Source organism: Nannocystis exedens, from assembly GCF_002343915.1.
Lineage (GTDB): Bacteria > Myxococcota_A > Polyangia > Nannocystales > Nannocystaceae > Nannocystis > Nannocystis exedens.
The window spans coordinates 5,942,657-5,967,192 of the sequence record NZ_NETK01000001.1 but is presented as its reverse complement, the minus strand read 5'-3'; the positions used below and the strand labels follow the sequence as shown (position 1 = coordinate 5,967,192).

Below are 24,536 nucleotides of genomic sequence, written 5' to 3'. Positions count from 1 at the left end.
GGGGGGCCGCGTAAGTCGAGGTGGCGAGCCGTCCTCGAAGGACCGCGGGGCCCTGGCCTCACGGATACCGTCGATTTCGGGCTCAGATGACGTCCTGCATGCGAGCGACCGTGTCGCGCGCCGCCTTGATGAGGTCGGGACGGGCGTCGCCGGCCTTGCCCAGGAACAGCTCGAGGTTCTCCTTGGCTTCCTTGCGCTGGCGGAGCTCGGCGTAGGCCATGCCGAGGCCGTAGAGCGCGTCGGCGCCGTCCGGATCGATGGCCTTGGCCTTCGTGTAGGCGTCGATGGCCTCTTTCATCTGGCCGAGCTCGAAGTGCGCACGGCCGAGGCCGTTCCACATGCGCGCGTCCTTGTCGTTGATCTGCGCGCCGGTATCGAGCACCGCCATCGCCACGTTGGCGAAGCCGTAGTCGATGTACATGTTGCCGAGCGAGACGAACGCCGGGCTGTAGCTGGGCTTGATCTCGATGGTCTTGCGGTAGGCGGCGTCGGCCTTCTCGGGCTGATCGAGCTTCTCGTACAGCACGCCGGTGCGGTAGTGGGCGCGGTACATCTTCGGGTCGAGCTTCAGCGCCTCTTGGAACGAGTTGATCGCGGCGTTGAACTTGGTCTCGCGCTCCGACGACGACACGCCGTCGGCCTCGCCCTGGGCCTGCTGGACGGCCCCGAGGTCGTACCAGTACTCGGCCTGCGGCTCGGCCTTCATGTTGTCGATCGCGCCCGTGAACGCCTTCTCGGCGTCGACCAGCTTGTTCTGCTTCTTGTAAATCTGGCCCAGGGTGTGATGCGCGGCGGCGTAGGTCGGGTCGAGCTGAATGGCGTCCTGAATCGCCTTCTCGGCGCCGGCGGTGTTGTTGCGGTCGAACAGTTGGATGCCTTCGTTCATCCGATTGATCGCCTGGACTCGGTTACGGCTCGCCAGGCCGTTGCAGGCCGGGAGAAGGACAGCGCAGGAGACGACGAGAGCGGCCAGAGGGGAGAGACGACGCATCAGAGACCTTTCCGGATCGCGTGCGGATGATAACGGGCGGGGCATCTGGTGACAAGGTTGCACGTCGGCGCGATCGTTCGCGCCGTTTCTCGGCGCTCGCGAAGTGTCGCCGACATCATGGGCGAAAACGCGCTACTCGCGCCGAGCAGCGCCGAACGGGCTGCCGTGCCCAGCAATGGCGTGGACTTGTGAGTTGACGCGAGCCTGCTGCAGGCGACGGGCGATCTCGTCGACAGATCTCCGCAAGCGCAGCGGCCCTTAAACGCCGAAGGCCCGGCGCGTGCCGGGCCTCCTGGCCTTTGAGACAGGCTGCCCCTCGGGACAGCCGACCGATCAACCCGGCTCGAGGACGAACGGGTACGAGACGATGACCGAGCCGCCGCCTTCCGGCTTGGGGAAGGTCCAGCGCTTGACCGCCTGGGCGATGCAGGAGCCGACGGCCGGGTCCTTCATCGTGCTCTCCTGGACCACCGCGGTGGGCACCTTGCCGGTGCCGCCGATGGTGAACTGGACGGCGACGCGGCCCTTGGCGTTGGGGTCGCGGGCGAGGGCCTGGTTGTAGCAGTAGCGGACCTCGTTGATGTGCGCGCGGACGATGCGGCGGATGATGTCCTTGTCGAGCGCGCCCTGGACCTCGGCCTTGGCCTGACGGACCGTGGGGACGCGGGTGCCGCGGCCGCCGAAGCCGGCGCCTGCGCCACGACCGTAGCCGGAGCCCGTGCCGCCGCCGCCGCCCTTGCCGATCAGGCCCGTGTTGCCGAGGCCGATCGTGCCCTCGCCGGTGCCACCGCCGCCGCGGCCGGTGCCGACCAGGCCGAGGCCGCCGACGCCGTACGCCTCGCCGATCTCGGTGCCGGTGAGGCCGCCCCACACGTCCGCGTCGTCGTTGCCGACCGCGAACGCGCCGCCGTACGGCGAGGCGAGGAAGTGGCCGCTCTCGGCGCTCATCACCCCGAGGATGCCGGCCTGGCGCGCGGCCATGTCGGGGTCGAAGTTACGGGCCATCTGCGGGATGGCGTCCTTCGGACCCTTCATGGCGTAGAGGCCCGACTTGTTCTTCGAGGTGGGCTTGCCCATCTTGCCCTCCTCGCCCTTGTGCCGCTGACCGGTGCCGCCGGCCTCGTCGTCGGAGTTCTCCATGTCCTCCGGCGGCGGCTCCTCCTCCTCCGGCGGCTTGTCGGGCTGGTTGAGGTAACCGACGAAGCGGTTCTCCTCCATCATCTCGTCGAGGCTGAGGTTGCCGGCCTCGTTGGGGATCAGGTGCGTGAGCACCAGCAAACTGCCGATGACCACGAACGACGCGCCGTTGTAGATCCAGAACGGCTTGTCGGTCTCGCTGCCGCCCTTGATCACCGCGCCCGGGGCGACCGAGTTCACGTAGAAGGTGACGTCCTGGTACTTGACCCGCGCCGTCGCTCCGGGCGGCAGCGGGAAGCTGAACGACGAGCCCTGCGAGCCCGCGCGACCGGTGGCGACCAGCTGCTGCAGCGTGATCGTCTGGCCGTCGAAGGTGACCTCGCCGCTCATGTTCTGCGTGAAGTTGAGCGCGAACTCGTGGTCGCTGCCGCGGACCAGCGGGAAGCCGTTGGGCTCGGGCAGACCGGCCGGCGGCACGTGGAACGACGCGCCGTGGCCCTCGCCGATCGTGAAGTTCTTGTTGACGTAGTCGCCGGTGCGGATGAGGCCCATGCTGAACGGCACGAGGCCCGCGATCGCCAGCAGCATGCCGATCGCCGCCAGACCGTTCCCGGGCGGGGTCGGCCGCGGCGTGCCCTGCTCGATCGACTCCTGGACCTTCTTGCCGTAGCCGGCCCAGTCCTGGTTCACGTCGCTGAAGAACACCGCCGCGCCGGCGACCAGCATCGCCCCGCCGATGGCGAGGAAGATCGGCGCCTGCGACTTGCGGTTCTTCAGCTGGCCGACGTGCTGCACGTCGAGCACCGTCGTGCCGTACATCGCCACGACCTCGGCCACCCGCGAGCCGCTCTGATTCTCGACCTCGCTGAGGTCGATCTGGATCGGTGCCCGCGTCGCCATCGGCGCCGCAGCGATCGGCGCCGCCGCCACCGCGGCCGCCGCCACGGCCACCGGCGCGACCGGCTGCGCCGGCGCCGGCGCGGCCGCGACCTGCTGCTTCACGAAGCCGACCTCGAGCCGGTACGGCCCGAAGTTCAAGGCGTCGCCGTCGTGCAGCACCGCGTTCTTGTCGATTCGCTGGCCGTTCAGCACGGTGCCCGCCGCGCTCCCGAGATCGATCACCCGCACCTCTTCGCCGGACACCTCGATCACGGCGTGCATGCGGGCCACGGCCTCGTCATCCAGGCAAACGTGGCTGCTCTTCAGCTTGCCGATCTTGATGACATCCTGCGTCAGCGTCTGGGTGTCGACGAGCTGATCGCCGTAAAAGACTTTGATAGCGAGCGTCTTGGTGGACATGGTCGGTCCTCGGTCCGGCGGATTGCGCGGGCAGAGACAGCGGGCTTCGGTGGCGGTTCCCGGGTTCCGGGAGATTGTTCAAAAAAGAAACGTGAGTGAAAGCACGGGCGTGAGGCCCGGATCACACGTCGTTGGCCATCTTGATGAGCTCGGGGATGAAGTGCGGCCGGATGGTGATGAGGCTGGCGTGCTTCGTGCGGCCACGGGAGGCGATGTTGGCGCCTTCGGGCGAGAGCAGCTCGCCGTCGACGTTGTCGTCGTCGAAGTCGTAGACCGTGGTGCCGCTGCCGCCCTTGCCCTTGTTGGCCGCCGTGTCGGCGTCCTGGTCGCTAACCGGCGCCGCGAAGGCGGTGGTCGAGGCGAAGAGAGTGGACAGCAGAGTGATCAGAGCGAGCCGCATGGTGAAACCTCGTGGAGCGGTCCCCCTGGGACCTTCACGCACCATACCTCGCTCGGGCCAGCCTTGTAAACGCCCGGCGATTGTGATGCGGCGGCCTGCGGGCGCGAATGAAGGAGGAGACGGCCTGGGCTGCGAGATCGCTCCGCGGCAGGAGCGACCCGCAGGACCCAAGCAGAAAGGGGCGGCCGTGCGGCCGCCCCTCATGCGCGGATGACGAGCTCCCGATTACTTGGGAGGCGTCGCACCCCCGGCGGGCGCTGCGCCTGCGGCCGGAGCCGGGGCGCTGCCGGCGGCCTCGGCGGCCTCGGCCTGCTTCTCGAGCTCGAGGAGTCGCTTGCGCTCTTCCTCCTCCTGCTTCTTCGCCTGCGCCTCGAGCTCCTTGGCCTTCTTCATCATCTCCTCGGAGACGCGGTTGAAGGCGATGGTCTCATCGATGGTGGCGATGCGGTCCTTGGCCAGCAGCACCTGCTGGCTCCACTTCTTGTCGCTCTTCACCGCCTCGATGAACTTGTTGTAGTGGCCCTTGGCGACGTTGATGAGCTTCTCGTTCTGCGCCGTGTCGACGTTGTCCTGGGTGCTGATGTGGTCCTGGTACAGCACGCCGAGGTTGTAGAGCGGGCGCGGATCGGAGGCGTTCAGCTTGAGCGCCTTGTTGTAGGAGGCCTCGGCCTCCTTGAACTTCTTCAGGCCGCGCTGCGCCACGCCGAGAGCGAGGTGCGCCTCGGTGTTCTTGGCCTGACGCGAGTCCTTCAGCGCGATCTCGAACGACTTCTCGGCGGTGGCGTAGTCGCGGAAGCGGATCGAGATAAAGCCGATGTTGAGGTTCGCCTCGACGTGGTTGGGCTCGACCCGCACCGCCTCCTTGAACGCCTTGAGGGCGTTGACCTGGTCCTGACGCTCGAGCAGGAGCAGGCCCTGGATGTTGTACAGGTCGGCGGACTCGCGGCCCTCGTTCTTGAGCACGCGGACGCCCTGGGTCACCACGAGGTTCGCGAGCACCAGGTACGACTTGTCCTTGCTGTGACCGCGGTCGTAGTAGATGCGCGCGAGGTTCTCGTAGGCGGCCTGGTTGCCGGAGTCGAGCGCGAGCACGCCCTGGATCGACTTCTCGGCCTCGTTGAAGGCGTTGATGTCGGAGTTGCTGACGTACTGGTTGCGCAGCAGGCCGGCGACGTTGTTGCGGGCGGCGCGGGCCGACAGCTTGTTGGCCTCGACGCCCTTCTTGAACATGTCGAGGGCCTTCGACTCCTGGCCCTTCTTCCAGTAGATGACGCCGAGGTTGTTGTAGGCGAGGTCGAACTTGGGCGCCTGGGAGATGAGCTGGGCGTAGATGCCCTCGGCCTTGTCGGTCTGGCCGCACTCCTCGTAGACGACGCCCGAGTTGAACTGCGCCAGCGCCATCTGGACGCCGTGGGTCTTGTAGACCTTCTGGAAGTTGCCCGCGACGCGCTCGCACTCGTCGCCGCTGAGCTTCCCGTCGCTCTTGGCCGCGTTGTAGGTCTTCACGGCCTCGGCGAAGTCTTTCTTCGCCTCCTTGGAGGCCTCGGCCGGCGCCGGCCCGCTGGGTCCGCCGCCGCCGCCGCCGCCACCGCCACCGCCGCCGCCCGGGGTCTCGGTGCCGGTCTTGTTCTTTCCGCAGGCCGTCATTGCGACAGCCAGGGCGCCGATGCTTGCGATCTTGATCAGGTTACGCATGGTGGTCGCTCCTTTGCTGGCTGCTGCCGGCCTCACTCGCTGTCCTCGTCGTCGCCCTTGTCGTCGGCCTTCTCTTCGGCCTTCTCGGCGGGCTTCTCGGCGGCAGCGCCGACGGAGGGCTTGCGCTTCTCACCCTCGAGGTCGAGCTGCACGTCGACGCGGTCGGGGCGGCTCGCGGTGTACTGGGAGATGCCGAAGATCTCCTCGGTCGCCGGGTACTTGTCCGGCTCGCGCTGCTGGAGCTCCTCCTCGCACAGGCGAGAGAACTCGTTGAAGAACTGGAAGGTCGTCGACCGCTCGAGGCAGAACGAGAACTTCTTGACCGCGTCCTCCTGGATCGGCTGGGCGCGATCGCCGAGCTCGTCGCAGAAGGCGTAGGCCTGATCCTCGGTCTTGAACTCCTTCGGCACCTCGGCGCGGTAGAGCTGGTCGGCGTAGTTCTGCGAGACCATGGCCGAGCGGGCGGCGGCGGCGAGCATCCAGTACGGGCTCTGCTTGGCGTTGACGATGCCGTCGTACTGGGCCTGCAGCGCCTGCCCCTGCTTGGTCTTCTTCTCGTAGAACTCGAGGAAGCGCTTGGTCGAGTCTTCCTTCTTCTTGACCTGCTCCTTGTACTCCTTCTCCCACTTCGGCAGGCCGGCGTCCTTCTTCCACTCTTCGACGAAGAAGCTCAGGCCGCCCGGCATCTCGATTTTGAGGTACTCCTCGTAGCCGCGGTCGGCCTTGTACACGCCGGCCATGGCGACGGCGTTGGCGAAGTCCTCGCGCCGGTCGCGGTCGTCCTCGGGCACGTTGATCTTGCTCTTCGCCAGCTTGAGGACGCTGTCGAAGTACTTCTGGGCCTCGTCGGCCTTCTTCTTGTTGCGCTCGTGGACGGTGATGATGCCGGACGTCGCGGAGCCGCAGTACTCCGGGATCTCCTGCTTCTTCGTGGTCGCCGCGCCTTTCTTCTCGGTGCCCTTCTTGACCTTCTTCTTCAGCGCTTCGGCGGCGGCGCGGGCCTTGTCACCGGCCTGAGCCTTCTTGCGCTTGATCGTGATGCACGAGTCGTAGAGCAGGCCCTCGGTGCACGACTGGCGCCACAAGATCTGGCCGATGGTGGCCTCGGCGACGATGCGGCGGTCGAGGCCACCGTTCTTGCCGTAGATCTTGAGGTACTCCTCGGCGTGCTTGAGCTTCTCTTCCTCGGTCTTGAGGATGTCGTGCTTCGACCAGAAGATCTTGGCGGCGAGCTCGGGGTTGTCCTTGCGGTAGAGACCCTCGTACTTCGACAGGTCGGCGCTGGCCTGCTCGTCCTGGCCGAGGCCGAGGCGGAACAGGTAGGCGTTGCGCAGGTAGTCGGGCGACTGCTTGTCCTTGATGTACTTCTCCGCGTACAGCTCCATGTGCTGCGCGGCCTTGTCGTACATCGCGATGGCCTGGTAGTTGCCGGCGAGGTTCGACAGGGTCTTCTGGTAGTGCTCGCTGTTCGGGAACTTCTCGAGCAGGATCTTGCGGAAGCGGACCGACTGGCCGAGCAGGTAGGCCGCCTCGTAGCACTCGGCCGCGTTCCAGATCAGCGTCGAGGCCTTCTCGTGGGCGTCGCCGTACTCGTTGTAGATGGCGATGAACTGCTCGGCGCACTTGCGGTAGCCGTCCGGATCGCCCTTCCGGCCGGCCTCGAGGTAGGTCATGCCCTTCTTCCAGCCGATGCCGGCCAGCAGCCGCGGGATCGCCTCCTTGAGCTCGTCGGCCTCCGGATGCGTGTAGACCTTCATCTTCTGCATCTTCTTGGACCAGGTCTCGAGCTCGTCCGAGGCCTTGATCGCCTCCTCGGGCGTCAGATTCTTGTCGATCCAGCGGATCGTCAGAATGTCGAGGAGCATCTCGGAGCACCAGGCGGCGTAGATGGAGCCGTCGAACTTGACGACCATCTCCTCCAGGAGCGGGCGGGCCTCCTGGAACTTGTTGTGCATCATCATGAGCTTCGCCCGGTGGTAGACGATCTTGGGCAGCTCGGGGTCCTTCGGGTCTTTGACGTACTTCTGGTAGATGTCGTACGCCTCGATCATCTTCTTCTCGTCCTCGGAGTAGTCGGTCTCCGGGTACGACTGATTCTGATCGCCCTTGGTGTTCTCGTCGGCCTTGGTCTTCTTCTTCTTCTCCTTGTCCTTGTAGACGCACACGCCCTCGGCGTTCGTCTTGCAGGACTTGGCCTGGCCGCCCGTCTCGTCGTACTCGAGGGCGTTCTTCATCGCCAGCATCTGCGCGTACGCGGCGTCTTGCGTGAACTTGCCCTCGGGGTTGATCTCGAGGACCTTCACGAACTCGTCGTGGGCGCGGCGGAACTTGGCGAGGCCGTCGGGCTTGGTCTTCTTGTCACCGACGAGCGAGCCGGCGCGGGCCCACAGGAGCTCCGCGTAGTACATCTGGATCTCGTACGAGTCCTTGTCCTTCGGGAAGGTCTTGAGGAAGCCCTCGTAGGCCTTCTCGGCCAGCGTGTACGTGGCCTCGTTCTTGGTCTTCTCGGCCTCGTCGTGCCACACCGTGGCCATCTGCTTCATCGTGTCGAGCGTCTCGTCTCGGCACTTGCGCTTGACGGCCTCCTTCTGCGAGCCGTTCTTGAACTTGTCCCAGTACTCGCCGAGGCGCGCCGTCTCGTTCCACTGGACCTCCTTGTTGTCGGTGGCCAGCGCGTTGATGACGACGCGGCCCTGCCACTCACAGGTCTGCGGGTCGTCGGGGAACAGCTCCTGCAGCTTGTGGTAGGTGTACGTCGACTCGGTGTACATGCCCTGCCCGAAGTACTGGACCGCGAGCAGCTCCATCATCTTGCGAGACATGTTCTCGTCTTCCTTCGGGCCGTCGCCGACCTTCTGGAAGAACTCCCACGCCTTGGACGGCTTGCCGGCCATGACGAAGGCGCGGACGAGGTCGCGGCGGGCGTCGCGGCGCAGCTGCTTGGCGTTGGCCTCGCTGCCGGCGCGACCCTCGAGCGTCGCGGTGATCGTCTTGACGAAGAAGTCGAGGCTGAGGTCGTAGCGCGGCTCGGCGGTGCCGACCGGGTTCAGGTGGCACCACGCCATCTTGTAGAGGGCGTAGGCGTAGACCGGGCTGTCCTTGAAGGTGATGACCTTTTCGTAGAGCTGGAGGGCGTCGCCGATCTTGTTCTGCGCGAAGTAGTAGTCGGCGAAGCTGAGGTACGCGTTGGGGATGTACTGGCTGTTCGGGAAGTCCTGGATCAGCCGGATGTACGCGTCCTTCATCTCCTGCTCGCGCTTGAGCTGGCCGAGCTCGAACGCGTAGAAGTACAGGGCCTCGTCGAGCCGCTTGTACTTGCTGAGGCCGGGGTCGGTGACCAGCGCCTTGTACAGCTTCACGGCCTGCTCGCTGGCGGCCTTGGCCTGCGCGTCGAACTTGGCCTGCTTCGCCTTGAGCTGGTCCGCCTTGCCCTTCTGCTTGGCCTCTTCAGCCTGGAAGATCGGGTCGTAGAGCGCGCCGGACTGGGTCTCGAAGTACGCTTTCTTCTCGAGGAAGTGGTCCGAGAGGCGGTACAGCAGGTCCGGGTAGTCCGGGTGAGACTTGTCGGTCGCGTTGAGGAGGCGCTTGAGCTGCTCGATCTGCGTGTCCGCGATCTCCTGGGCGACCGCGGCGCGCTTCTTGGCGAACTCGGCGCCCTCCATCATGTCGACGCGGCGCTTGGTCTCCTTCTCCTGCCGCTCTTTCTCTTCCTTGAACTTCGTGTCGAGCGTGTCCTTGGTGCGGACCTTGCCCGACTTGCGGTTGTACTTGACGGCACTGTTCGCCTCGGCGCCGCCCTCCGCCGGGGCCTGCGCGCTGGCAGGAGCCGCGGCGGCGAAGACGACCACCGCGAGACCGACGCCGCTCAGGATGTTCAGCTTGCGAAACTTGCGGGGATGGCTGTGTGGCTTCATGGACCTCTACCTCAGATGGGCGGGTCCACGGGACCCGGCCTTGTTGCTGGCTCTTGTCAAACGCCGGCGAGGTCGCGCGCATGACCTCGCCGGCGCCGCCGCGGCTACTCCTCCTTGCAGCGGCTGGTAACCTTGTAGTTGTAGTAACCGAGCTCGTCCTTCCAGTACTCGCCGTTGTAGTTGTAGATCTCGTGCTCCGAGTCGACCTTCGGTCGAACCGGACGGCGCTCGGTCGCTGCGCCGGAGTCACCGGCCTTGATGCGGTTCAAGATCTCGTACTCGATCTTGATCGCCTCACGCTCGAGGTCGTTGATCTGCTGGATCTGCTGCATCAACCGGTTGCGCGCGAGAGCGCCGGTCGACTCCTTGCCCAGCGAGAGCAAGCCGTCGAGCGTCTCTGTGATCTGCTCGGCGAGCGGGCTGCCCTTGAAGTCGGATTTGGCGTCCTCGAGCTGCCCCTGCTCGCGCACCAGCTCGTTGACGAACGCGTAGTTCTTCTCGAGCGTCTTGTCCTGCAGCGACTTCTGGGCGACCTCCTCGACGAACGGGTCGAGCTTCGACTCGCTGTTGCGGATCTTCACGCTGAGGTCGAACAGCGCGAAGTCCTCGGGCGCCTTGGCGAGCAGGTCCTTGAGGTCGTCGCGGGTCTTCGGGTACTTGCGGTTGAACTCCTCGATCGCCAGCTTCGCGGGCTGGTAGCGGCAGTTGAAGTAGTACGTCACCGCCTTGAGGATGATCGACTCGGGGTACAGGTAGTCGTAGAAGAACGGCGCGTTGAGCGTGTGGATGTACCCGAGCGTGCGCTGGTAGTGGATGTTCGCCTGCTCCGGCTCCACCTCGACCAGGCGGAACTCCGTCCACGACGACGCGAGGATCGAGTCGAGCCAGTACGGCGACTCGAGCGGGATCTTGTCGTAGTACTTCAGCGCCGTGTCGTACTTGCCGACCTGGTAGAAGATGTAGCCGAGGGCGAGGTTGGCCCGCTCCTCGTAGCGCTGCATCTCCTCCTCGAAGCTCAGCTCCTCGACCTCGCCGGCGAGCTGCTTCTTCTTGTTCTTCTTGGCGAGCTTGGCCTTGGCCTTGGCTTCCTTCTTGCGCTTCTTCTTGTCCTTGGCCCACAGCTCCTTGAGCGCGATGTTCTTGCGGAGGACGTTCTTGAACGCCTCGACCGCCTGCGGCCCGTGGAACTCGCGCGTCTCGGCGACGCCGAGGAAGAACTGCGCCGGGATGTAGTAGTCGCTGTTGTCCGGCACCTGGCCGAGCAGCGCGATCGCCTGCCCGAGGTCGCCCTTCTGGTAGTTGAAGCGGCCGAGCAGGTAGTACAGCTCGTCGCGCACCTCGTCGAAGGCCGAGTCCTCGAGCTCGGTCGCCTTGTAGGTACCGACCTTCTCGAGCACGCCCGCGCCTTCGGGCAGCTCCCGGCTCAGCGACGCGAGCCACGGCAGCGTGAGCTTGTGGTACGGGTGGCTCGGGCCGGCCGTCACGATCTCGCTGAAGACGGCCAGCGAAACGGCGTAGTACTGCAGCTTGTACAGCGACTTGCCGAGCCAGAACTGGGCGCGCGACTTGTCGCCCGGGGTCTTGCCGCTCGCTACCGCGTGGAAGATGACCGCCGCGCCCTGGTAATCCTCGGCCTTGTACTTGTCCTCGGCTTCGGCCAGCACGCCCGTGGCCGCGCCGTCAGGGTTGCTGGGTGCAACCACCGGACCACCGGACGGCGGCGGGACGGCCGGGCCACCCGAGGGCGGCGGGACGGCCGGGCTGCCCTTGGCCGGAGGCGGGGGCGGCGGACCTGCCACAGCCGGCGCCGCGTACAGGGCCCACGTGGCGCAAAGACTGAGAAGAGTGGTGGACGTCAGTTGGCGGAGCGATTTCATGCGGTCGATGCGTCCTCAGCGTGCGGAGTTTCGGCGATCCGAGAGCAGACCCTCAATCACAAAGTTGCAGGCCAGGGTAGGTGGACCTGCGCGGCGCACTGCGGGCCTTCATAGGGGTTTTCGGACGATACCAGCGGCGCGCTCGCAGCCGCAAGAGCCAGCCGCGACGGGTTTGGGAGGGTCGGGGCGCACGGAAAGGAAGAAGCCGAGGGTCGCGGAGGTTTTCGCGCAGCGACCCGACAGCGGCCCTGACCCGGGGCGACACACCCCGGACCCGGGGAACCGCTCGCCGACCTGCAACGGCGCCCAGCTTCCGCCGATCTGCGGAGGTTCCGGTCGACTCGCGAAAATTCCGGCCCGGCCTCCACCCGGCTCCGTGATTTTTTACACGACTTCCCGCGGAGAACGAAGCCTGCGGGCGTCCCGAAACGATGCATGGGCAGGCCGGAGATCGCCCACTTGCAGATCCCGGATAACGGCGCTGCGCGACGTTCGCTGCCCGCGCGCGCCCGGGGTGCCGGGCCCACCGGCGATCGTGGTCCAGGGGCCCGTCCGGACCGTTTCCCGAGCGAACGGCCAGCGCGCTCAGGGCGACGCCGACGCGGACCCGCGGGGGCGCGCGGACGAGATCGGTGGCGCGCGGACGAGATCGGACCCGTCTGGACGGGATTGTCACGCCAGAAGCGGCGCCCAGGTCGGTGCGTAGGGCTTCTACGCCGTTTCGCGGCGCTTGACCCTATGGTCCGGCAGTGTACGATGGGAAACCTGTTCGGCCGCCAAGACTGAGACGCCACATGCAAGTCACTCGCACGCCTGCTCTCTTGCGCACCGTCGCCAACGCGTTGGGCGCCCTGCTCCTCGTGCCGCTCCTCGCCGCCTGTCCGAAGGGCGATGTCGGCGCGCCCTGCAATCATGGCGACGTCGACCCGCCGGCCGACAAGGTCGTGACCTTTCCGGCCCTGAGCTGCAACGACCTCCTCTGCGTTTACGCCGACGAGACCGACCCGCCGACCATCCCCTGCACCACCGACGAGATGTGCAACGCGGCCAGCGAAGACGGCAAGGTTCGCTTCCAGTGCGTCGAGTCGAAGTGTGTCCTCTCCTCGACGTACGTGCTCGAGCGTTCGATGTGCTCGAAGACCTGCGAGAGCGACACCGACTGCCAGGACGGCGGCATCGGCAAGCAGGTCCTCGCCGAGAACTCCAACTGCTCCGCCGGCTTCAGCTGCGTGCAGATCCAGAAGCTCGGTGAGTTCTGCTGCCAGAAGCTGTGCGTGTGCAACGACGACCTCTCGCAGGGCGCCGTCGACGAGCTCGCCGCCGAGTGCAGCGCGCTCCCGACCGACCAGAACGGCAAGCCGATCTGCGAGGACGAGATGACGCCCGCGCCGCCGCCCGCGGACACGACCGGCGCCTAGCCTCACGGCGTGCGGTCGACTTCGAAGGCCCCGGGGATCCAGGTGATCCGCGGGGCCTTCGCGCGTGGGTCGTCGGACTCCCGCGAGTCGTCGCTCGCGGCGACCAAGACGCTGACGACGTCGAAGCGGACAGCTACCGTCTCCCACAGGTCGCGACCGACCAGCCAGGCCGCCGCGCCGCGTCGCAGTCGCGCCTGCTTGCGAGGGTCGACGGTCTCCTCCGGGAGGCCGGCGCGATCGTCCTCGCGGCTGCGGACCTCCACGAATACGTACGTGTCCACGCGATCGTCCACGCCGGCTGGCACGAGCCCGACCAGGTCGAGCTCCACACCACCGGCGCGGACGTTACGGTCGACGACGAGGAGGCCGCGCGCCTCGAGGAAGCGCGCGGCCTGGTCCTCTGCCAACTGGCCGCGCACCCGAGTGGAGGGTGGCGCGGGCATCGGGGCTCAGTCGCCCTGGGGCTCGCTCGACTCGCCGCCCGAGGTGAGCAGTTCGTTGGCGTAGCCGCCGAGGCGGGCACGGATGCGGGCGGCGTTGCCGCTGAGGTTGCGGAGGTAGTAGAGCTTGGCCTTGCGGACCTTGCCGCGGCTGACGAGCTCGACCTTCACGACGCGCGGCGAGTTGACCGCCCACACGCGCTCGACGCCGACGCCGTGGGAGATCTTCCGGACGGTGAAGGAGCCGCGGGCGCCGCCACGCTTCCGGTGGATGCAGACGCCCTGAAAGACCTGGATGCGATCCTTGCCGCCTTCGGAGATCTTCGCGTGGACGCGGATGGTGTCGCCGGGACGGAACTCGGGAACATCGCTCCGCTGGTAGGAGGCCTCGATCGCTTCAATCAACGGGTTACTGTTGCTCATGGCGGAGCTCCGGAGGATTCGTGGAGCGGCGGGACTTGAGTTCAGCCAGTGCGACGGCGACAAGACGTGCTGCCGCGTCCACCGGCTGGGGGCCGGAAGAGTCATTCATCGAGGGCGTTTCTGCAAGTCCCGAGGCGAGTCCGGACGCGTTCGGCGGCGCCGGCGAAAACGCCGCCTCGAGGCCCTTCAGCGGCTCAAACGACGGCGCAGAGCGGCCCTGCGGCGCGTTCGCAACGGGTCGTGCGAGATCTCCCGTGGCCGCGCACGGCAGCACCAGCACCAACGGCGCTGAGAGATCTCCCGCCCCCGAAGCGGCGAGCAGATCGAGCAGCGGCGCGGCCCCACGGGCGAGCGGCAAGTCGCCGGCCGGGCCGAGAGCGACCAGCCGCGGCGCGCGGCCGTGGCGCCGGCGGAGCTCGCGGGCGAGATCTTTGAGGCTCCGGTACTGGGCTGCGCGGGGGACGCCAGCGACCTCGGGCGCCCGGTGACCCGGCGCGACGACCCGAAGCTCGGCCCCACCCTGCCGGGCGGCGGCGGCCAGCGCCGTGATCCAGGCTGCCCTTTCGGACATGTCCGTGGGGCCTTGCTCGAAGTGAGCGACGAGGTACAGCGGCGCCTCGGCGGGCAGCGTCCGCTGCGGCCGCAGGTCGGGGCGCAGGGCCCAGGTGCGGCGCCAAACCTGTTCGCGGCGCCAGCGGGCGACGTCGGCGTGGTCGCCGGCGAGCAGCACCTCGGGCACGCCGAGGCCGCGGAACTCGGGCGGGCGGGTGAAGTGCGGGTGCTCGAGCCAGGCTTCATGGTCTTCAGGACCTGTCCCGGACGACATGTCCTGAAGCGAGAAGCTGTCGCGCGCGGCCGACTCGGGGTTGCCGAGCACGCCCTCGCGCAGGCGAGCGACCGCCTCGATGATCGCCAGCGCCGCGACCTCGCCGCCGTTGAGGACGAAGTCGCCGAGCGAGAGGCACTCGTCGACGAAGTGCTCGCGGACGCGGTCGTCGATGCCCTCGTAGCGGCCGCACAGGAGGCCGATCCGCGGCAGCGCGGCGAGCCGCTCGGCGACTCGCTGGTCGAAGCGCGGGCCGGCGGGGGTGAGGAGGATCCGGTGCATCGGGCCGCGCAGCGCGGTGACGTGCTCGAGCGCCGCGACGACCGGCTCGATCTTCATCACCATGCCCGGACCGCCCCCATAGGGCGCGTCGTCGACGGTGCGGTAGCGGTCGGTGGCGAACTCGCGGTAGTCGGTGCAGTGGACGCTGACGAGCTCGCGCGCGACGGCCTTGCCGACCAAGCCGCCGCGGAGGAAGCCGGCGACGGCGTCGGGGAACAGGGTGAAGACCTCGAAGGTCTGGCCGCTCACGACGCCTCTCCGCCCTGCTCGAGGGCGTCGGGCAAGAGGCCGAGCGGGAGCTCGACGCGCAGGCGCTCGCCGTCGAGGTCGGCGATGAACTGCGGCAACGCGGGCAGGAGCCAGGTGTCGCGGCGGCCGTCGGGGCGGGTCCACTCGACCTCGAGCAGATCTTGCACGCCGTTGCTGGTCACGCCGGCGACGACGCCGAGGGCCTGGGTGCGACCGTCGGCGAGCGCGCGCTCGACGGGGAGGCCGATCGCGTCGGTGAGGTAGAACTCGTCCTCGGCCAGCGCCGGGAGATCGGCGCGGGCGACCCACACCTCACGGCCGCGCAGGCGCTCGGCGTGGTCGCGGTCGGTGACGCCGTCCAGCTGGACGCGCACCGACGCCTTGCCGGGGACGGGCTCGACGGCCAGGATCACGAAGCGCTCGAAGGACATGTCCGATCGGGCATGTCCCTCGGGGCTGTTTGGTGGCCGGAGCTCGACCCGCAGGCCGCGCCTCAAGGCGCGCGAGGCGGGGTCGTAGAGGTGGAAGCGGAGCTGGCCGCGGACGCCGTGCGGCGCGGAGACCTCGGCGACGGCGATCGCGGCGGAGCGACCAGGCACGGCGGCCTCCGGCTACTCGAGGATCTCGAGGTCGGCGCGCTTGCGCAGCTTGGCCGAGGCGGCGCTCAGAAGGGCGCGCATCGCCTTGACGGTGCGACCCTGCTTGCCGATGACCTTGCCGAGGTCGTCACGGGCGACGCGGAGCTCGAGCACCACGGTCTGCTCGCCGGCGATCTCGGCGACGTGGACCTCGTCGGGGCGGTCGACGAGGGCACGCGCGAGGAACTCGACGAGGTCCTTGAGGGAGATGTTCGCGGACGCTGCGGGCATGGGTGCCTCCGGGGGGTGTAGCACCGTCGCGGCTCCTGCGGGCGCGACGGGGCGAGGCGCGAGGACTCGGGGACCGAAAGAGAAAGCGAGCCGGGCGGCTTACTTCTTCTCGGTCTTCTTGGTCTTCGGCTTGGCGGCCCGGGGGGCCTTGCCGGCGGCGATGTTGCGCGCGCGGCGGAGGAGACGCTCGACGGTGTCGGTCGCGAAGGCGCCCTGGCTCTCCCAGTACTCGACGCGCGGCACGTTGAGGGTGACCGACTCGGCGTGCGGGTCGTAGGTCCCGAGGCGCTCGAGGAAGCGACCGTCGCGCGGGCTGCGGGCGTCGGCGGCGACGATGCGGTAGTAGGGACGCTTCTTGGAGCCCATGCGGGCGAGCCTGATCTTGACGGCCATGACTGCGTGCTTTGAAGGAGCTTGTGCGCCGGAGGCGAAAAGGGGTGCGAAGCCTAAACGGCTCGCCGTGCGCGGGTCAAGTCGCGCGCGCCGAAGGTCGGAACCCCCGGCGACGCCGCTGGCGGAGGCGTATACCTCGGCCCAGCGGGCAGGCAAAGCCGGCGTGGCAGGGGCGGACGTGCGCAATGTCCCCTGCTGCGAAGCGGCGCCGCCGGCGGCGCGATCTAAGATCTCCGCCCCCGCGACCATGCCGATCTCCCCTCCCCGCGCCGCCGGTCTCGCCGCCCTCGGCCCCCGCCCCCGGGCGCTCGCAGGGCTCACCGCGCTCGTGACGTCGGCCATCCTGGCCTGTGCGACCTGCGGATCGCCCGGCTCCGGACCGGCCAAGACCGGCTCCGTGGAGCCGCCCGCCGCCCCTCCGCGGCTCACGGTCGACCTGGTGGCGTTCGCCCGGGTGATGGGGGCCGTGGCGCCGTGCGGCTGCACGACCGAGCCGCTGGGCGGGCTGCAGTACGTGTTCGGGTATCTCGGGCACGACATCGATCCGCAGCGGCGCCTGGTCGTCGAACCAGGCGGACTCCTCATCCCCGACCCCAAGGGGCCCGAGGCGCCGCACGACGAGGCGGCGTGGGCGCAAGCGTATCAGCGGGCCGGCGCGCTCCAGGAGCGATTCGCCTCGCTGGGCGGCTCGCTGGTCGCGGGCGTCGGCGCCAATGATCTGTCGAGTCCGCTTGCGCAGGAAGCGCTGAAGCGCTGGCCGCTGCCGCGCGTGCTCGCCAACAGCCGGGCCTTCGACGAGCTCGGGGTGGTGCCGCACCGCGTGGTCGACATCCCCGGGACCGACGGCAAGCCGGCGCTGCAGCTCGGCGTGACGGCGGTCCACGAGCCGAGCCCGGAGGCGGTGAAGTTGCTCGGGCCGCTCGAGCCGACCACGAGCGCGGCCAAGCGCGAGGTCGCGGCGATGCGGGCGGCCGGGGCCGACGTGGTGATCGTGTTGGTCCATGGGACGCGTGCGGCGGCGGTCGACGTCGCCGAGGGCGTGCCGGGGGCCGACCTCGTGGTGACGGGGATCCCCGAAGGCACCGAGAAGGCGCGGCTGGGCGCGCCGGCGACCCGCGTCGGCCACGGCTGGGTGCTGGAGCCGGGCGACCAGGCGCAGACGCTGACGCACGTGCGGCTGTCGATCGATCCGTCGGCGCTCGCGGCGTTGCCGGGCCCGGACGCGTGGAAGGTCCAGCCGTCGGCGGAGGTGCAGGCGAAGGAGCTCGAGCGGCTCGACGCGCGGCTGACCAAGTTCCGCGCCGATCCGGCCGCCGATCCGGGGTACATCGCGCGGCTCGAGCAGGAGCGCGCGGCGCTCGCCGCCTCGCTGGCGAACGAGGCGGCGCCGACCGGCGCGGTGGCGGTGACGTTCGAGCAGCAGAAGATCACGTGCAAGCTGCCGGTCGACGCGGCCGGCGCCGAGGCGCTGCGCAGCTACGACGCGTGGGTGGCGACGCAGAACCAGCAGCGCTTCGCGGGCGTGAAGCCGCCGCCGCCGGCGAAGGGCCAGGCGAGCTACATCGGCGGGGAGCAGTGCAGCGCCTGCCACGACGCGGCCGAGAAGCACTGGGCCACGACGCGCCACGCGGGGGCCTACGAGACGCTGGTGAAGGTGAACAAGCAGTTCGACCTGTCGTGCGTCGGCTGCCACGTGACCGGGTTCCGCCAGCCGGGCGGGTCGGAGGTGGTCGAGGTCGCCGGCCTCGAGGACGTGCAGTGCGAGGTCTGCCACGGGCCCGGCAGCATCCACGCGGAGACGCCGGAGAAGGCGGGCAAGGCGTTCGGCATCCGCCGCGAGGCCGCGGTCGACGTCTGCCTCGGCTGCCACACGGCGGAGCACTCGGACACGTTCAACTACGAGGCCTACCTGCGCGACGTGCTGGGCGCCGGTCACGGCGAGGGGCGGCGGGCGCTGCTCGGGGACGGGCCGACCGGGCGCGAGCTGCGGGCGGCGGGCCTGGAGAAGGCCGGCGGCGCCTGCCCGAAGCAGATGTGAGCCGCCCGCGCGTGCGCAAGGTCTTGACCGGACGTCGTTGACCCCCGGGTGCGCGCGTGCTCTCTTGCCCCGTCATGTCCGCGCCCGCGCCGAAGAAGGTCTACTTCGTCTCGCTTGGCTGTCCCAAGAACCAGGTCGATACCGAGGTCATGCTCGGCGTCGTGCGCGACCAGGGGCACACTCTGGTCGACTCGCCCGAGGACGCCGACACGCTGGTGGTCAACACCTGCGGCTTCATCGAAGAGGCCAAGAAGGAGTCGATCGACACCATCCTCGAGCTGGCGCAGGTCAAGGCGCAGGGCGAGGCCAAGCGGCTGGTGGTGGCCGGCTGCCTGAGCCAGCGCTACCCGAAGGAGCTGGCCGACGAGCTGCCCGAGGTCGACAACTTCCTCGGCTCGGCCGACCAGCTCGGGCTGGCGCAGGTGCTCGCCGAACAGGCCCCGCGCATGGCCGTCAGTCCGCTGGGGCGGCGCGCGTACTTGTACGATCACACCACGCCGCGGCAGGTCACCGGGCGGCGGCACAGCGCGTACGTGAAGATCGCCGAGGGCTGCGACCGGCCGTGCGCCTTCTGCATCATCCCCAAGCTGCGCGGGCCGCAGCGCAGCCGCACGATCGACAGCATCGTCCGCGAGGCCGAGCAGCTGGCCGAGAACGGCACCCGCGAGATCTGCCTGGTCGCCCAGGACCTCACCACCTACGGCACCGACCTCGAAGACCCGCGCAACATCGAGCAGCTGCTCGCCGGGCTGTGCGGCGTCAAGGACCTGCGGTGGATCCGCCTGCACTACGCGTTCCCCACGACGGTCCGCGACGAGCTGCTGACGATGATCGCCGGCGAGCCGAAGATCGCCACCTACCTCGACGTGCCGCTGCAGCACGTCGACACCGACGTGCTCAAGAAGATGCGACGCGGCTACACCGAGAAGGTGGTGCGCAACCTGGTCGAGAAGCTGCGGGCGCAGTCGCCGTACATCTGGCTGCGCACGACGATGCTGGTCGGCCACCCGGGCGAGACCGAGGCCGCGTTCCAGCGCCTCTATCAGTTCGTCGAGGAGGGGGCGATCGATCACCTCGGCGTGTTCCCGTGGTCGCGCGAGGACGGCACGCCGTCGGCGCTGCTGCCGACCCGCGTGTCGCCCGAGCTGGCCGAGGAGCGCCGCCTGGCGCTGATGGAGCTGCAAGAGGAGATCCGTCAGGAGCGCCACGAGGAGATGATCGACGAGGTCATCGAGGTGATGATCGACGGCGAGTCGGACGAGAGCGAGTTCCTCCTCGAGGGTCGTCACGAGGGCCAGGCGCCGGGGATCGACGGCAAGATCGTGCTCACCGACGGGACCGGCAAGCCGGGCGACTTCCTCAAGGCCCGCGTGACCCAGGCCGACGCCAACGACCTGGTGGCGACGCTGGCGCTGTGACGCGAGGGCGCGCTTCGCCGGCGCGAGTCGCTGCCCATGGATTCGGCGAATCACTCGCGCCGCCGGGCGCCGGTGATTCGCGGAAGTCGCGCCTGCGCGCTCACTTGAGCGCGACCACGTAGCCGAGCCAGGCCTCCTGGTTCTCGATCTCCGTGTGCTCGACGAACTCGCCGGTGCCGGTCATGTACTCGTCGTCCTCGTCGTCGGCCTCGACGCGTTCGAAGTAGAACTTCACCGCCGAAAAGCCCGCCTCCTGCAGCAGTTCGCCCAGCTCGGGGAGGGTCCACAGGCGCCAGTCGTAGGTGAAGGCGCGGTACAGCTGCGAGCCGTCGCGGAACTTCCAGGTGATGTGGCAGAGCGTGTGGTGGTTGATCGGGTTGAACTTCTCCTGCTCCCACACGTACGTCAGGCCGCCGCGCAGCTCGCGTTCGTCGCTGAGGGCCACCACCGCCTCGGTGCCGCCGTAGACCTCGAGCGCGAACACGCCGTCGTCGACCAGGTTCTTGCAGGCGGCGGCGAAGTATTCGCGCAGCTCCTCGCGCGTCTTGAAGATGCAGTAGCTGAAGTTCATCGCCACGATCAGGTCGACCGCGGGCAGGCTGGTGTCGCGGACGTCGGTCTGGGCCAGCGTCACGCGCTCGGCCGCGTCGGGCGGCGCGGCCGCGAGGGTGTTGGCCCGGCCCCAGTCGAGGGTCGGGCCGTCGAGGTCGACGCCGAGGGCCGTACGGCGCGGGTCGGACTTGCACCACTCGGCGGAGAACAGGGCGGTGCCGCAGAAGTCCTCGCGCACGCTCAGCGGGACGCGGCTGCGGTGCTTCTGGAACTCGGCGTCGAAGAACTCGATGTCGACCGTGGGCGACTGGACCGAGCGCTGGTAGAGCGCGAACTTGTCGGCGCTCTCGGCCAGCGTCGGCCCGGGCTTTCGCGCCGGTTGCTTCGGCTTCTTCTTGGCCGCCGACTTGGCCTGCGTCTTCGCGGGCGGCTTCTTCGGCGGCTTCTTGGCGGGCGACTTCTTGGCGGGCGGCTTCGCGGTCTTTTTGGACATGTTGGTTCAGACAGGTTGCGTCAGCGCTCGGCGGCGAGGTAGGTCCACCAGATCTCCTGGTTCTCGACGTAGTCCGGCTCGTAGAACACGCCGGTGCCCTCGCCCTCGGCGTTGGTCTTCTCCCAGTAGGCGTGGACCTTGGAGAAGCCGGCCTCGAGCAGCAGGTCGCGCAGCTCGGGGGCCATCCACAGGCGCCAGTCGTAGGTGAAGGCCTCGAGCAGCTTGGAGCCGTCGGGGAACAGGAAGTGGATGTGGCACAGGAAGTCGTGGGTCAGGGCGTCGAAGCGGGCCTGCTCCCAGCGATAGACGAAGTCGCCGTGGTCGTTGTCGGTCGAGCCCTCCATGATCGCCTCGGTGCCGCCGAGGAGGTCGAGGAAGAACAGGCCGTCCTTGGCGAGGCCGGCGTGCACGGCCCGGAAGTAGTCGAGCAGCTCGTCGCGGCGCTTGAAGCAGTAGTAGGAGAAGTTGAGCGCGCAGGCGATGTCGACCTTGGGCTTCTTGACGTCGCGGACGTCGGCGCAGACGAGGGAGATCCGGCTGGCGACGGCGCGGCCGGCGGGGACGATCCGGTGCTCGAGGCCCCAGTTGATCGTCTCCTGCGACAGGTCGACGCCGAGCGCGGTGCGCTCCGCCCCGCTCTTGACCCACTCGGCGCACAGCACCGCGGTGCCGCAGAAGTCTTCGCGCAGCGACACCGGGTCGTGACCGCGGAGCTTCTTGTAGATGCGGGTGAAGAACTTGACGTCGTTGCCCGGGTCCTGGACCGCGCGCTCGTAGAGGGCGTGGACGTCGGCCTGGGCGGCCATGGTCTTCTTCGCGGCGGACTTGCTCTTCGCGGGGCGTGCGGTCAACGGGTCCTCGAGACCGCCGCACGGTACCGCAAAAACCGCGCGACGCCGCGCGGACTTTTTGCCGGGCTCAGCGCTGCTCGAGCAGCGTGGTGAGGCCGTCGTAGGCGGCCGTGATGTTGCGCGTGACCTCGGTCGCGACCTTGTACTTCTCCGGGTCCTTGGCGAAGCGGTCGGGGTGGTACTGCTTCAGCAGACGCCGGTAGGACTTGCGGATCTCCTCGAGCGAGGCGCCGGGCTCGAGCTCGAGGGTCCGGTACCAGCGCAGGCGCTCGGCCTCCGAGCTGCGCTGGCGCGGCGGGTTGTTGCCGGCCGCGCGCTGGCTGGCCTCGAAGGCCCGCTCCCACATCTCCTCGGCGGCGTCGCGGACCTGGCGGGCGCGCTTGCCGGCCTTGGTGCCGACGGTGTCCTTCTCGACCTCCTCGTCGATGACGCGGCGCTCCTCCTCGCTGAGCCCTTCGAGCGGGTCGCCGCGGCGGAACGCCTGGGAGAAGTCGGTGATGTTGGCCCGCGCGAGGTCGAGGAAGCGGCGAGTGATGCTCACCCGCTCACGATAGTGAAAATCGCCTCGCTCGCAAGACGCGCGGCGGCGCGCGCGGGCCGGCCGCGGCTAGAAGTCCTCGTAGTCGTCGTCTTTCGGCGGCGGCGGCGGAGCCTTGCGCGCCGCCGGGGCCGGGGCCGAGGCGCCGAAGCGCGGCGGGGGCGGGAGCGACTGGTTGGAGTCATCGAGGCTGGCGCGGGACAGCGAGTCCTCGCGGCCGCGCCGTCCGAGGCCGCTGCGAGCGGCCGCGGGCACGCTGTCCTCGGACAGGACGGCGGAGGCGCTGAGGCTCGTGACCGACTCGCTGGCCATCTCGTCGCCCTCTTCGAGCTGGGCCAGCTCCTCGGCGGTGAGCTCGCGCGTGCGGAAGCCCGGCTCGGCCGCGCGTGAGGCCTCGCGCGTGCGGTGCCAGGCGATCGCGTCGATGACGCGCAGGGTCATCTCGGCGCTGAGGTTGTGGAAGGCGACGCCCATGCCGCGCGGCTCGTCCTGGAGGTGGACGACGCGGCCGGTGCCGCTGATGACGACCGGGTCGTCGAGCAGGATCGTGAAGCGGAGGTCGATCGCGGCGCCGACCGGCAGGCGCGCGCGAGTGTTGATGAACACGCCCTGCTCGCTCAGGTTGCTGACGAAGGAGATGCTGCCGGGCTCGAGCTCGGCGAACTCGGCGTTCACCGTGTAGCGCTCGCTCCGGCGCCGTTCCATCGCTTTCGCCATGGTCGCTCCTCTCGCTCAGTCGGCCGAACTGTTGTTGTTGTGGTTGCGACCGCCCTTGTTCTTGGTGCGGATCTCGAAGTGCTCGATGTGGAAGTCCTTGCGGCCCTGGATGTCGATGCCCTTCTGCAGCCGCTTGACCATGTTGTCGACCGCGGCGACCTCGGGGCCGTTCATCAGCTCGGCGACCGAGGGAGCGGCCTGGACGACGATGGTGTCGCCGGTGAGGTGCGGGCCTTCGCGCCGGACCTCGCGCAAGATCTCGTAGCACATCGTGGTCGGGCTCTTCGTGTAGCCTTTACCGTTACAGACCTCGCAGGGGGCCGTCAACACCCGCAGCAGCGACTCCTTGGTCCGCTTGCGGCTCATCTCGACCAGGCCCATCTCCGAGATCTTGGTGATGTGCGCCTTGGCGCGGTCGCGGCGGAGGACCTCCTGCAACTTGCGGTAGACCTTGCGCCGGTTCGACTCCTTGTCCATGTCGATGAAGTCGATGATGACGAGGCCGCCGAGGTTGCGCAGGCGCAGCTGGTCGGCCAGCTCCTCGGCCGCCTCGAGGTTGGTCTGCGTGATCGTCTCCTCGAGCGTCTTGCCCTTGGCGCCGACGAACTTGCCGGTGTTGACGTCGATCGCGGTCAGCGCCTCGCCCTGGTCGAACACGAGCGAGCCGCCGCTTTTGAGCTGGACCTTGCGCTCGAGCGCGCGGTTGATCTCGAGCTCGATGCCGTAGCCGTCGAAGATCGGCTCGCGCCCGGTGTAGAGCTCGACGCGGTCGACCAACTCGGGCATGAACGCGCCGATGAACCGCACCAGCTTGTCGTGGGCGATCCGGTCGTCGACGATGACCTTCTTGAACTCCGGCGTGAGGTTGTCGCGCACGACCCGGAGCATGAGGTTGAGGTCGCGGTAGAGCAGCGCCGGCGCGCGCTGGTGGCGCTCGTTGAACTGGATGTTCTCCCACAGGCGCAGGAGGTAATCCATGTCGGCGCGGACCTGGCTGTTGTTCGCCGACTCGGCGACGGTGCGGACGATGAAGCCGGAGCCCGGCGGGCGCATCTGGTCGATGAGGCGGCGCAGCCGCCGGCGCTCGCGGTCGCCGGCGATCCGGCGCGAGATCCCGATGTGGCTGACCGTCGGCATGAACACGACGTTGCGCCCGGGCAGCGAGATGTACGTGGTGATCCGCGCGCCCTTGCTCGAGATCGGGTCCTTCACGACCTGGACGAGGATCTCCTGGCCGGGGCGTACGAGCTCGGTGATGTCGCCGTGGCGACCGGTGCGGCGCGGCGCGACCTCGTCGTCGTCCTCGCCGCCGAGCGCGCGGAGAGCCGCCTCCTTCTCGCCCTGACCGCCCGGCGCGGCGATGTCGCCGGCGTACAGGAACGCGGCCTTCTCCTCGCCGATGTCGACGAACGCGGCCTGCATGCCCGGCAGGACGCGCAGGACCTTGCCCTTGTACACGTTGCCGACGGTGCCGCGCTCGCGCTCGCGCTCGACGTAGTACTCGGAAAGGATCCCCTGTTCGATGAGAGCGACCCGCGTCTCGGGCCCATCGGCGTTGATGACAATGACGGAATCTGACACGGCGACCGGGCATTGGTAGCACAACCGGGGCGCTCGGTGACAAGCGCGGACACGCGGGCCGAGCGCTCGCGGGTCGCCGCCGGGTCGTCGCCGGTCACCGCGGGCTGCCCCGGGGAACCCGGGCGTGACCTGGAG

At 68.6% G+C, this 24,536-nt stretch carries 19 protein-coding genes and 1 pseudogene; 3 read left to right on the top strand and 17 right to left on the bottom strand.

The features are described from left to right. Nucleotides 1-82: 82 nt before the first annotated feature. The 6 genes from NAEX_RS23515 to NAEX_RS23490 all read right to left on the bottom strand — a co-directional run bounded on the left by NAEX_RS23515 (nt 83) and on the right by NAEX_RS23490 (nt 11,139). Nucleotides 83-886 (bottom strand): tetratricopeptide repeat protein, encoded by an 804-nt coding sequence (locus NAEX_RS23515; protein ID WP_170135948.1) that lies wholly within the window; start codon nt 884-886, stop codon nt 83-85. Between the two features lie 438 nt (nt 887-1,324). After that, the gene (locus NAEX_RS23510) at nt 1,325-3,427 is read right to left on the bottom strand and encodes an AgmX/PglI C-terminal domain-containing protein (protein WP_096329719.1); all 2,103 of its coding nucleotides are present in this window, start codon (nt 3,425-3,427) and stop codon (nt 1,325-1,327) included. A gap of 121 nt (nt 3,428-3,548) precedes the next feature. Further along, nucleotides 3,549-3,827 carry a hypothetical protein gene (locus NAEX_RS23505; RefSeq protein WP_096329718.1) on the bottom strand — a complete coding sequence of 93 codons (279 nt, stop codon included), beginning with the start codon at nt 3,825-3,827 and terminating at the stop codon, nt 3,549-3,551. Nucleotides 3,828-4,052: 225 nt separating this feature from the next. Then, entirely contained in the window at nt 4,053-5,522 is a 1,470-nt protein-coding gene (locus tag NAEX_RS23500; protein WP_096329717.1) for a tetratricopeptide repeat protein, read from the bottom strand. A 32-nt stretch (nt 5,523-5,554) separates the two neighbouring features. Next, on the bottom strand, nt 5,555-9,436 hold the full coding sequence (locus NAEX_RS23495; protein ID WP_096329716.1) for a tetratricopeptide repeat protein: 3,882 nt from the start codon (nt 9,434-9,436) through the stop codon (nt 5,555-5,557). A gap of 104 nt (nt 9,437-9,540) precedes the next feature. Beyond that, the gene (locus NAEX_RS23490) at nt 9,541-11,139 is read right to left on the bottom strand and encodes a tetratricopeptide repeat protein (protein WP_170135947.1); all 1,599 of its coding nucleotides are present in this window, start codon (nt 11,137-11,139) and stop codon (nt 9,541-9,543) included. A gap of 968 nt (nt 11,140-12,107) precedes the next feature. On the opposite strand from NAEX_RS23490, the gene NAEX_RS23485 reads away from it, so the two are divergent. Next, nucleotides 12,108-12,731: a hypothetical protein gene (locus NAEX_RS23485; protein ID WP_143140267.1), complete on the top strand. Its 624-nt coding sequence runs from the start codon at nt 12,108-12,110 to the stop codon at nt 12,729-12,731. Between the two features lie 2 nt (nt 12,732-12,733). Here the strand turns inward: NAEX_RS23485 and NAEX_RS23480 are convergent, their stop codons facing one another. The 6 genes and pseudogenes from NAEX_RS23480 to rpsP all read right to left on the bottom strand — a co-directional run bounded on the left by NAEX_RS23480 (nt 12,734) and on the right by rpsP (nt 16,213). After that, complete coding sequence (locus NAEX_RS23480) at nt 12,734-13,174, bottom strand: YraN family protein (RefSeq protein WP_096329713.1); 441 nt, start codon at nt 13,172-13,174, stop codon at nt 12,734-12,736. Between the two features lie 6 nt (nt 13,175-13,180). Then, a complete protein-coding gene (gene rplS, locus NAEX_RS23475) occupies nt 13,181-13,594 on the bottom strand; it encodes a 50S ribosomal protein L19 (RefSeq protein WP_096329712.1) in 414 nt (137 codons plus the stop codon). A gap of 580 nt (nt 13,595-14,174) precedes the next feature. Next, nucleotides 14,175-14,951: pseudogene (trmD, locus tag NAEX_RS54615) on the bottom strand (tRNA (guanosine(37)-N1)-methyltransferase TrmD); the annotation flags it as partial. After that, nucleotides 14,948-15,550: a ribosome maturation factor RimM gene (gene rimM / locus NAEX_RS23465; RefSeq protein ID WP_096329710.1), complete on the bottom strand. Its 603-nt coding sequence runs from the start codon at nt 15,548-15,550 to the stop codon at nt 14,948-14,950. The gene rimM and the pseudogene trmD, both read right to left, overlap by 4 nt. 12 nt (nt 15,551-15,562) lie before the next feature. Beyond that, nucleotides 15,563-15,820 (bottom strand): KH domain-containing protein, encoded by a 258-nt coding sequence (locus tag NAEX_RS23460; RefSeq protein ID WP_096329709.1) that lies wholly within the window; start codon nt 15,818-15,820, stop codon nt 15,563-15,565. 99 nt (nt 15,821-15,919) lie between these two features. Beyond that, nucleotides 15,920-16,213 (bottom strand): 30S ribosomal protein S16, encoded by a 294-nt coding sequence (gene rpsP, locus NAEX_RS23455; RefSeq protein ID WP_096329708.1) that lies wholly within the window; start codon nt 16,211-16,213, stop codon nt 15,920-15,922. Between the two features lie 328 nt (nt 16,214-16,541). Between rpsP and NAEX_RS23450 the strand changes: the two genes are divergently transcribed. Both NAEX_RS23450 and rimO read left to right on the top strand, forming a co-directional pair. Then, nucleotides 16,542-18,251 (top strand): multiheme c-type cytochrome, encoded by a 1,710-nt coding sequence (locus NAEX_RS23450; RefSeq protein WP_143140266.1) that lies wholly within the window; start codon nt 16,542-16,544, stop codon nt 18,249-18,251. Between the two features lie 74 nt (nt 18,252-18,325). Beyond that, complete coding sequence (gene rimO, locus NAEX_RS23445; RefSeq protein ID WP_096329706.1) at nt 18,326-19,669, top strand: 30S ribosomal protein S12 methylthiotransferase RimO; 1,344 nt, start codon at nt 18,326-18,328, stop codon at nt 19,667-19,669. A gap of 100 nt (nt 19,670-19,769) precedes the next feature. Here rimO and NAEX_RS52205 read toward each other — a convergent pair whose 3' ends face one another. The 5 genes from NAEX_RS52205 to NAEX_RS23420 all read right to left on the bottom strand — a co-directional run bounded on the left by NAEX_RS52205 (nt 19,770) and on the right by NAEX_RS23420 (nt 24,401). After that, complete coding sequence (locus NAEX_RS52205; RefSeq protein WP_096329705.1) at nt 19,770-20,714, bottom strand: class I SAM-dependent methyltransferase; 945 nt, start codon at nt 20,712-20,714, stop codon at nt 19,770-19,772. 20 nt (nt 20,715-20,734) lie between these two features. After that, complete coding sequence (locus NAEX_RS23435; protein ID WP_096329704.1) at nt 20,735-21,565, bottom strand: class I SAM-dependent methyltransferase; 831 nt, start codon at nt 21,563-21,565, stop codon at nt 20,735-20,737. Between the two features lie 67 nt (nt 21,566-21,632). Continuing rightward, nucleotides 21,633-22,106: a J domain-containing protein gene (locus NAEX_RS23430; protein ID WP_096329703.1), complete on the bottom strand. Its 474-nt coding sequence runs from the start codon at nt 22,104-22,106 to the stop codon at nt 21,633-21,635. 66 nt (nt 22,107-22,172) lie between these two features. Then, nucleotides 22,173-22,820, bottom strand: a complete 648-nt coding sequence (locus tag NAEX_RS23425) for a PilZ domain-containing protein (RefSeq protein WP_096329702.1) — start codon at nt 22,818-22,820, stop codon at nt 22,173-22,175. Between the two features lie 15 nt (nt 22,821-22,835). Then, the gene (locus NAEX_RS23420; RefSeq protein ID WP_096333713.1) at nt 22,836-24,401 is read right to left on the bottom strand and encodes an Rne/Rng family ribonuclease; all 1,566 of its coding nucleotides are present in this window, start codon (nt 24,399-24,401) and stop codon (nt 22,836-22,838) included. Nucleotides 24,402-24,536: the final 135 nt, after the last annotated feature.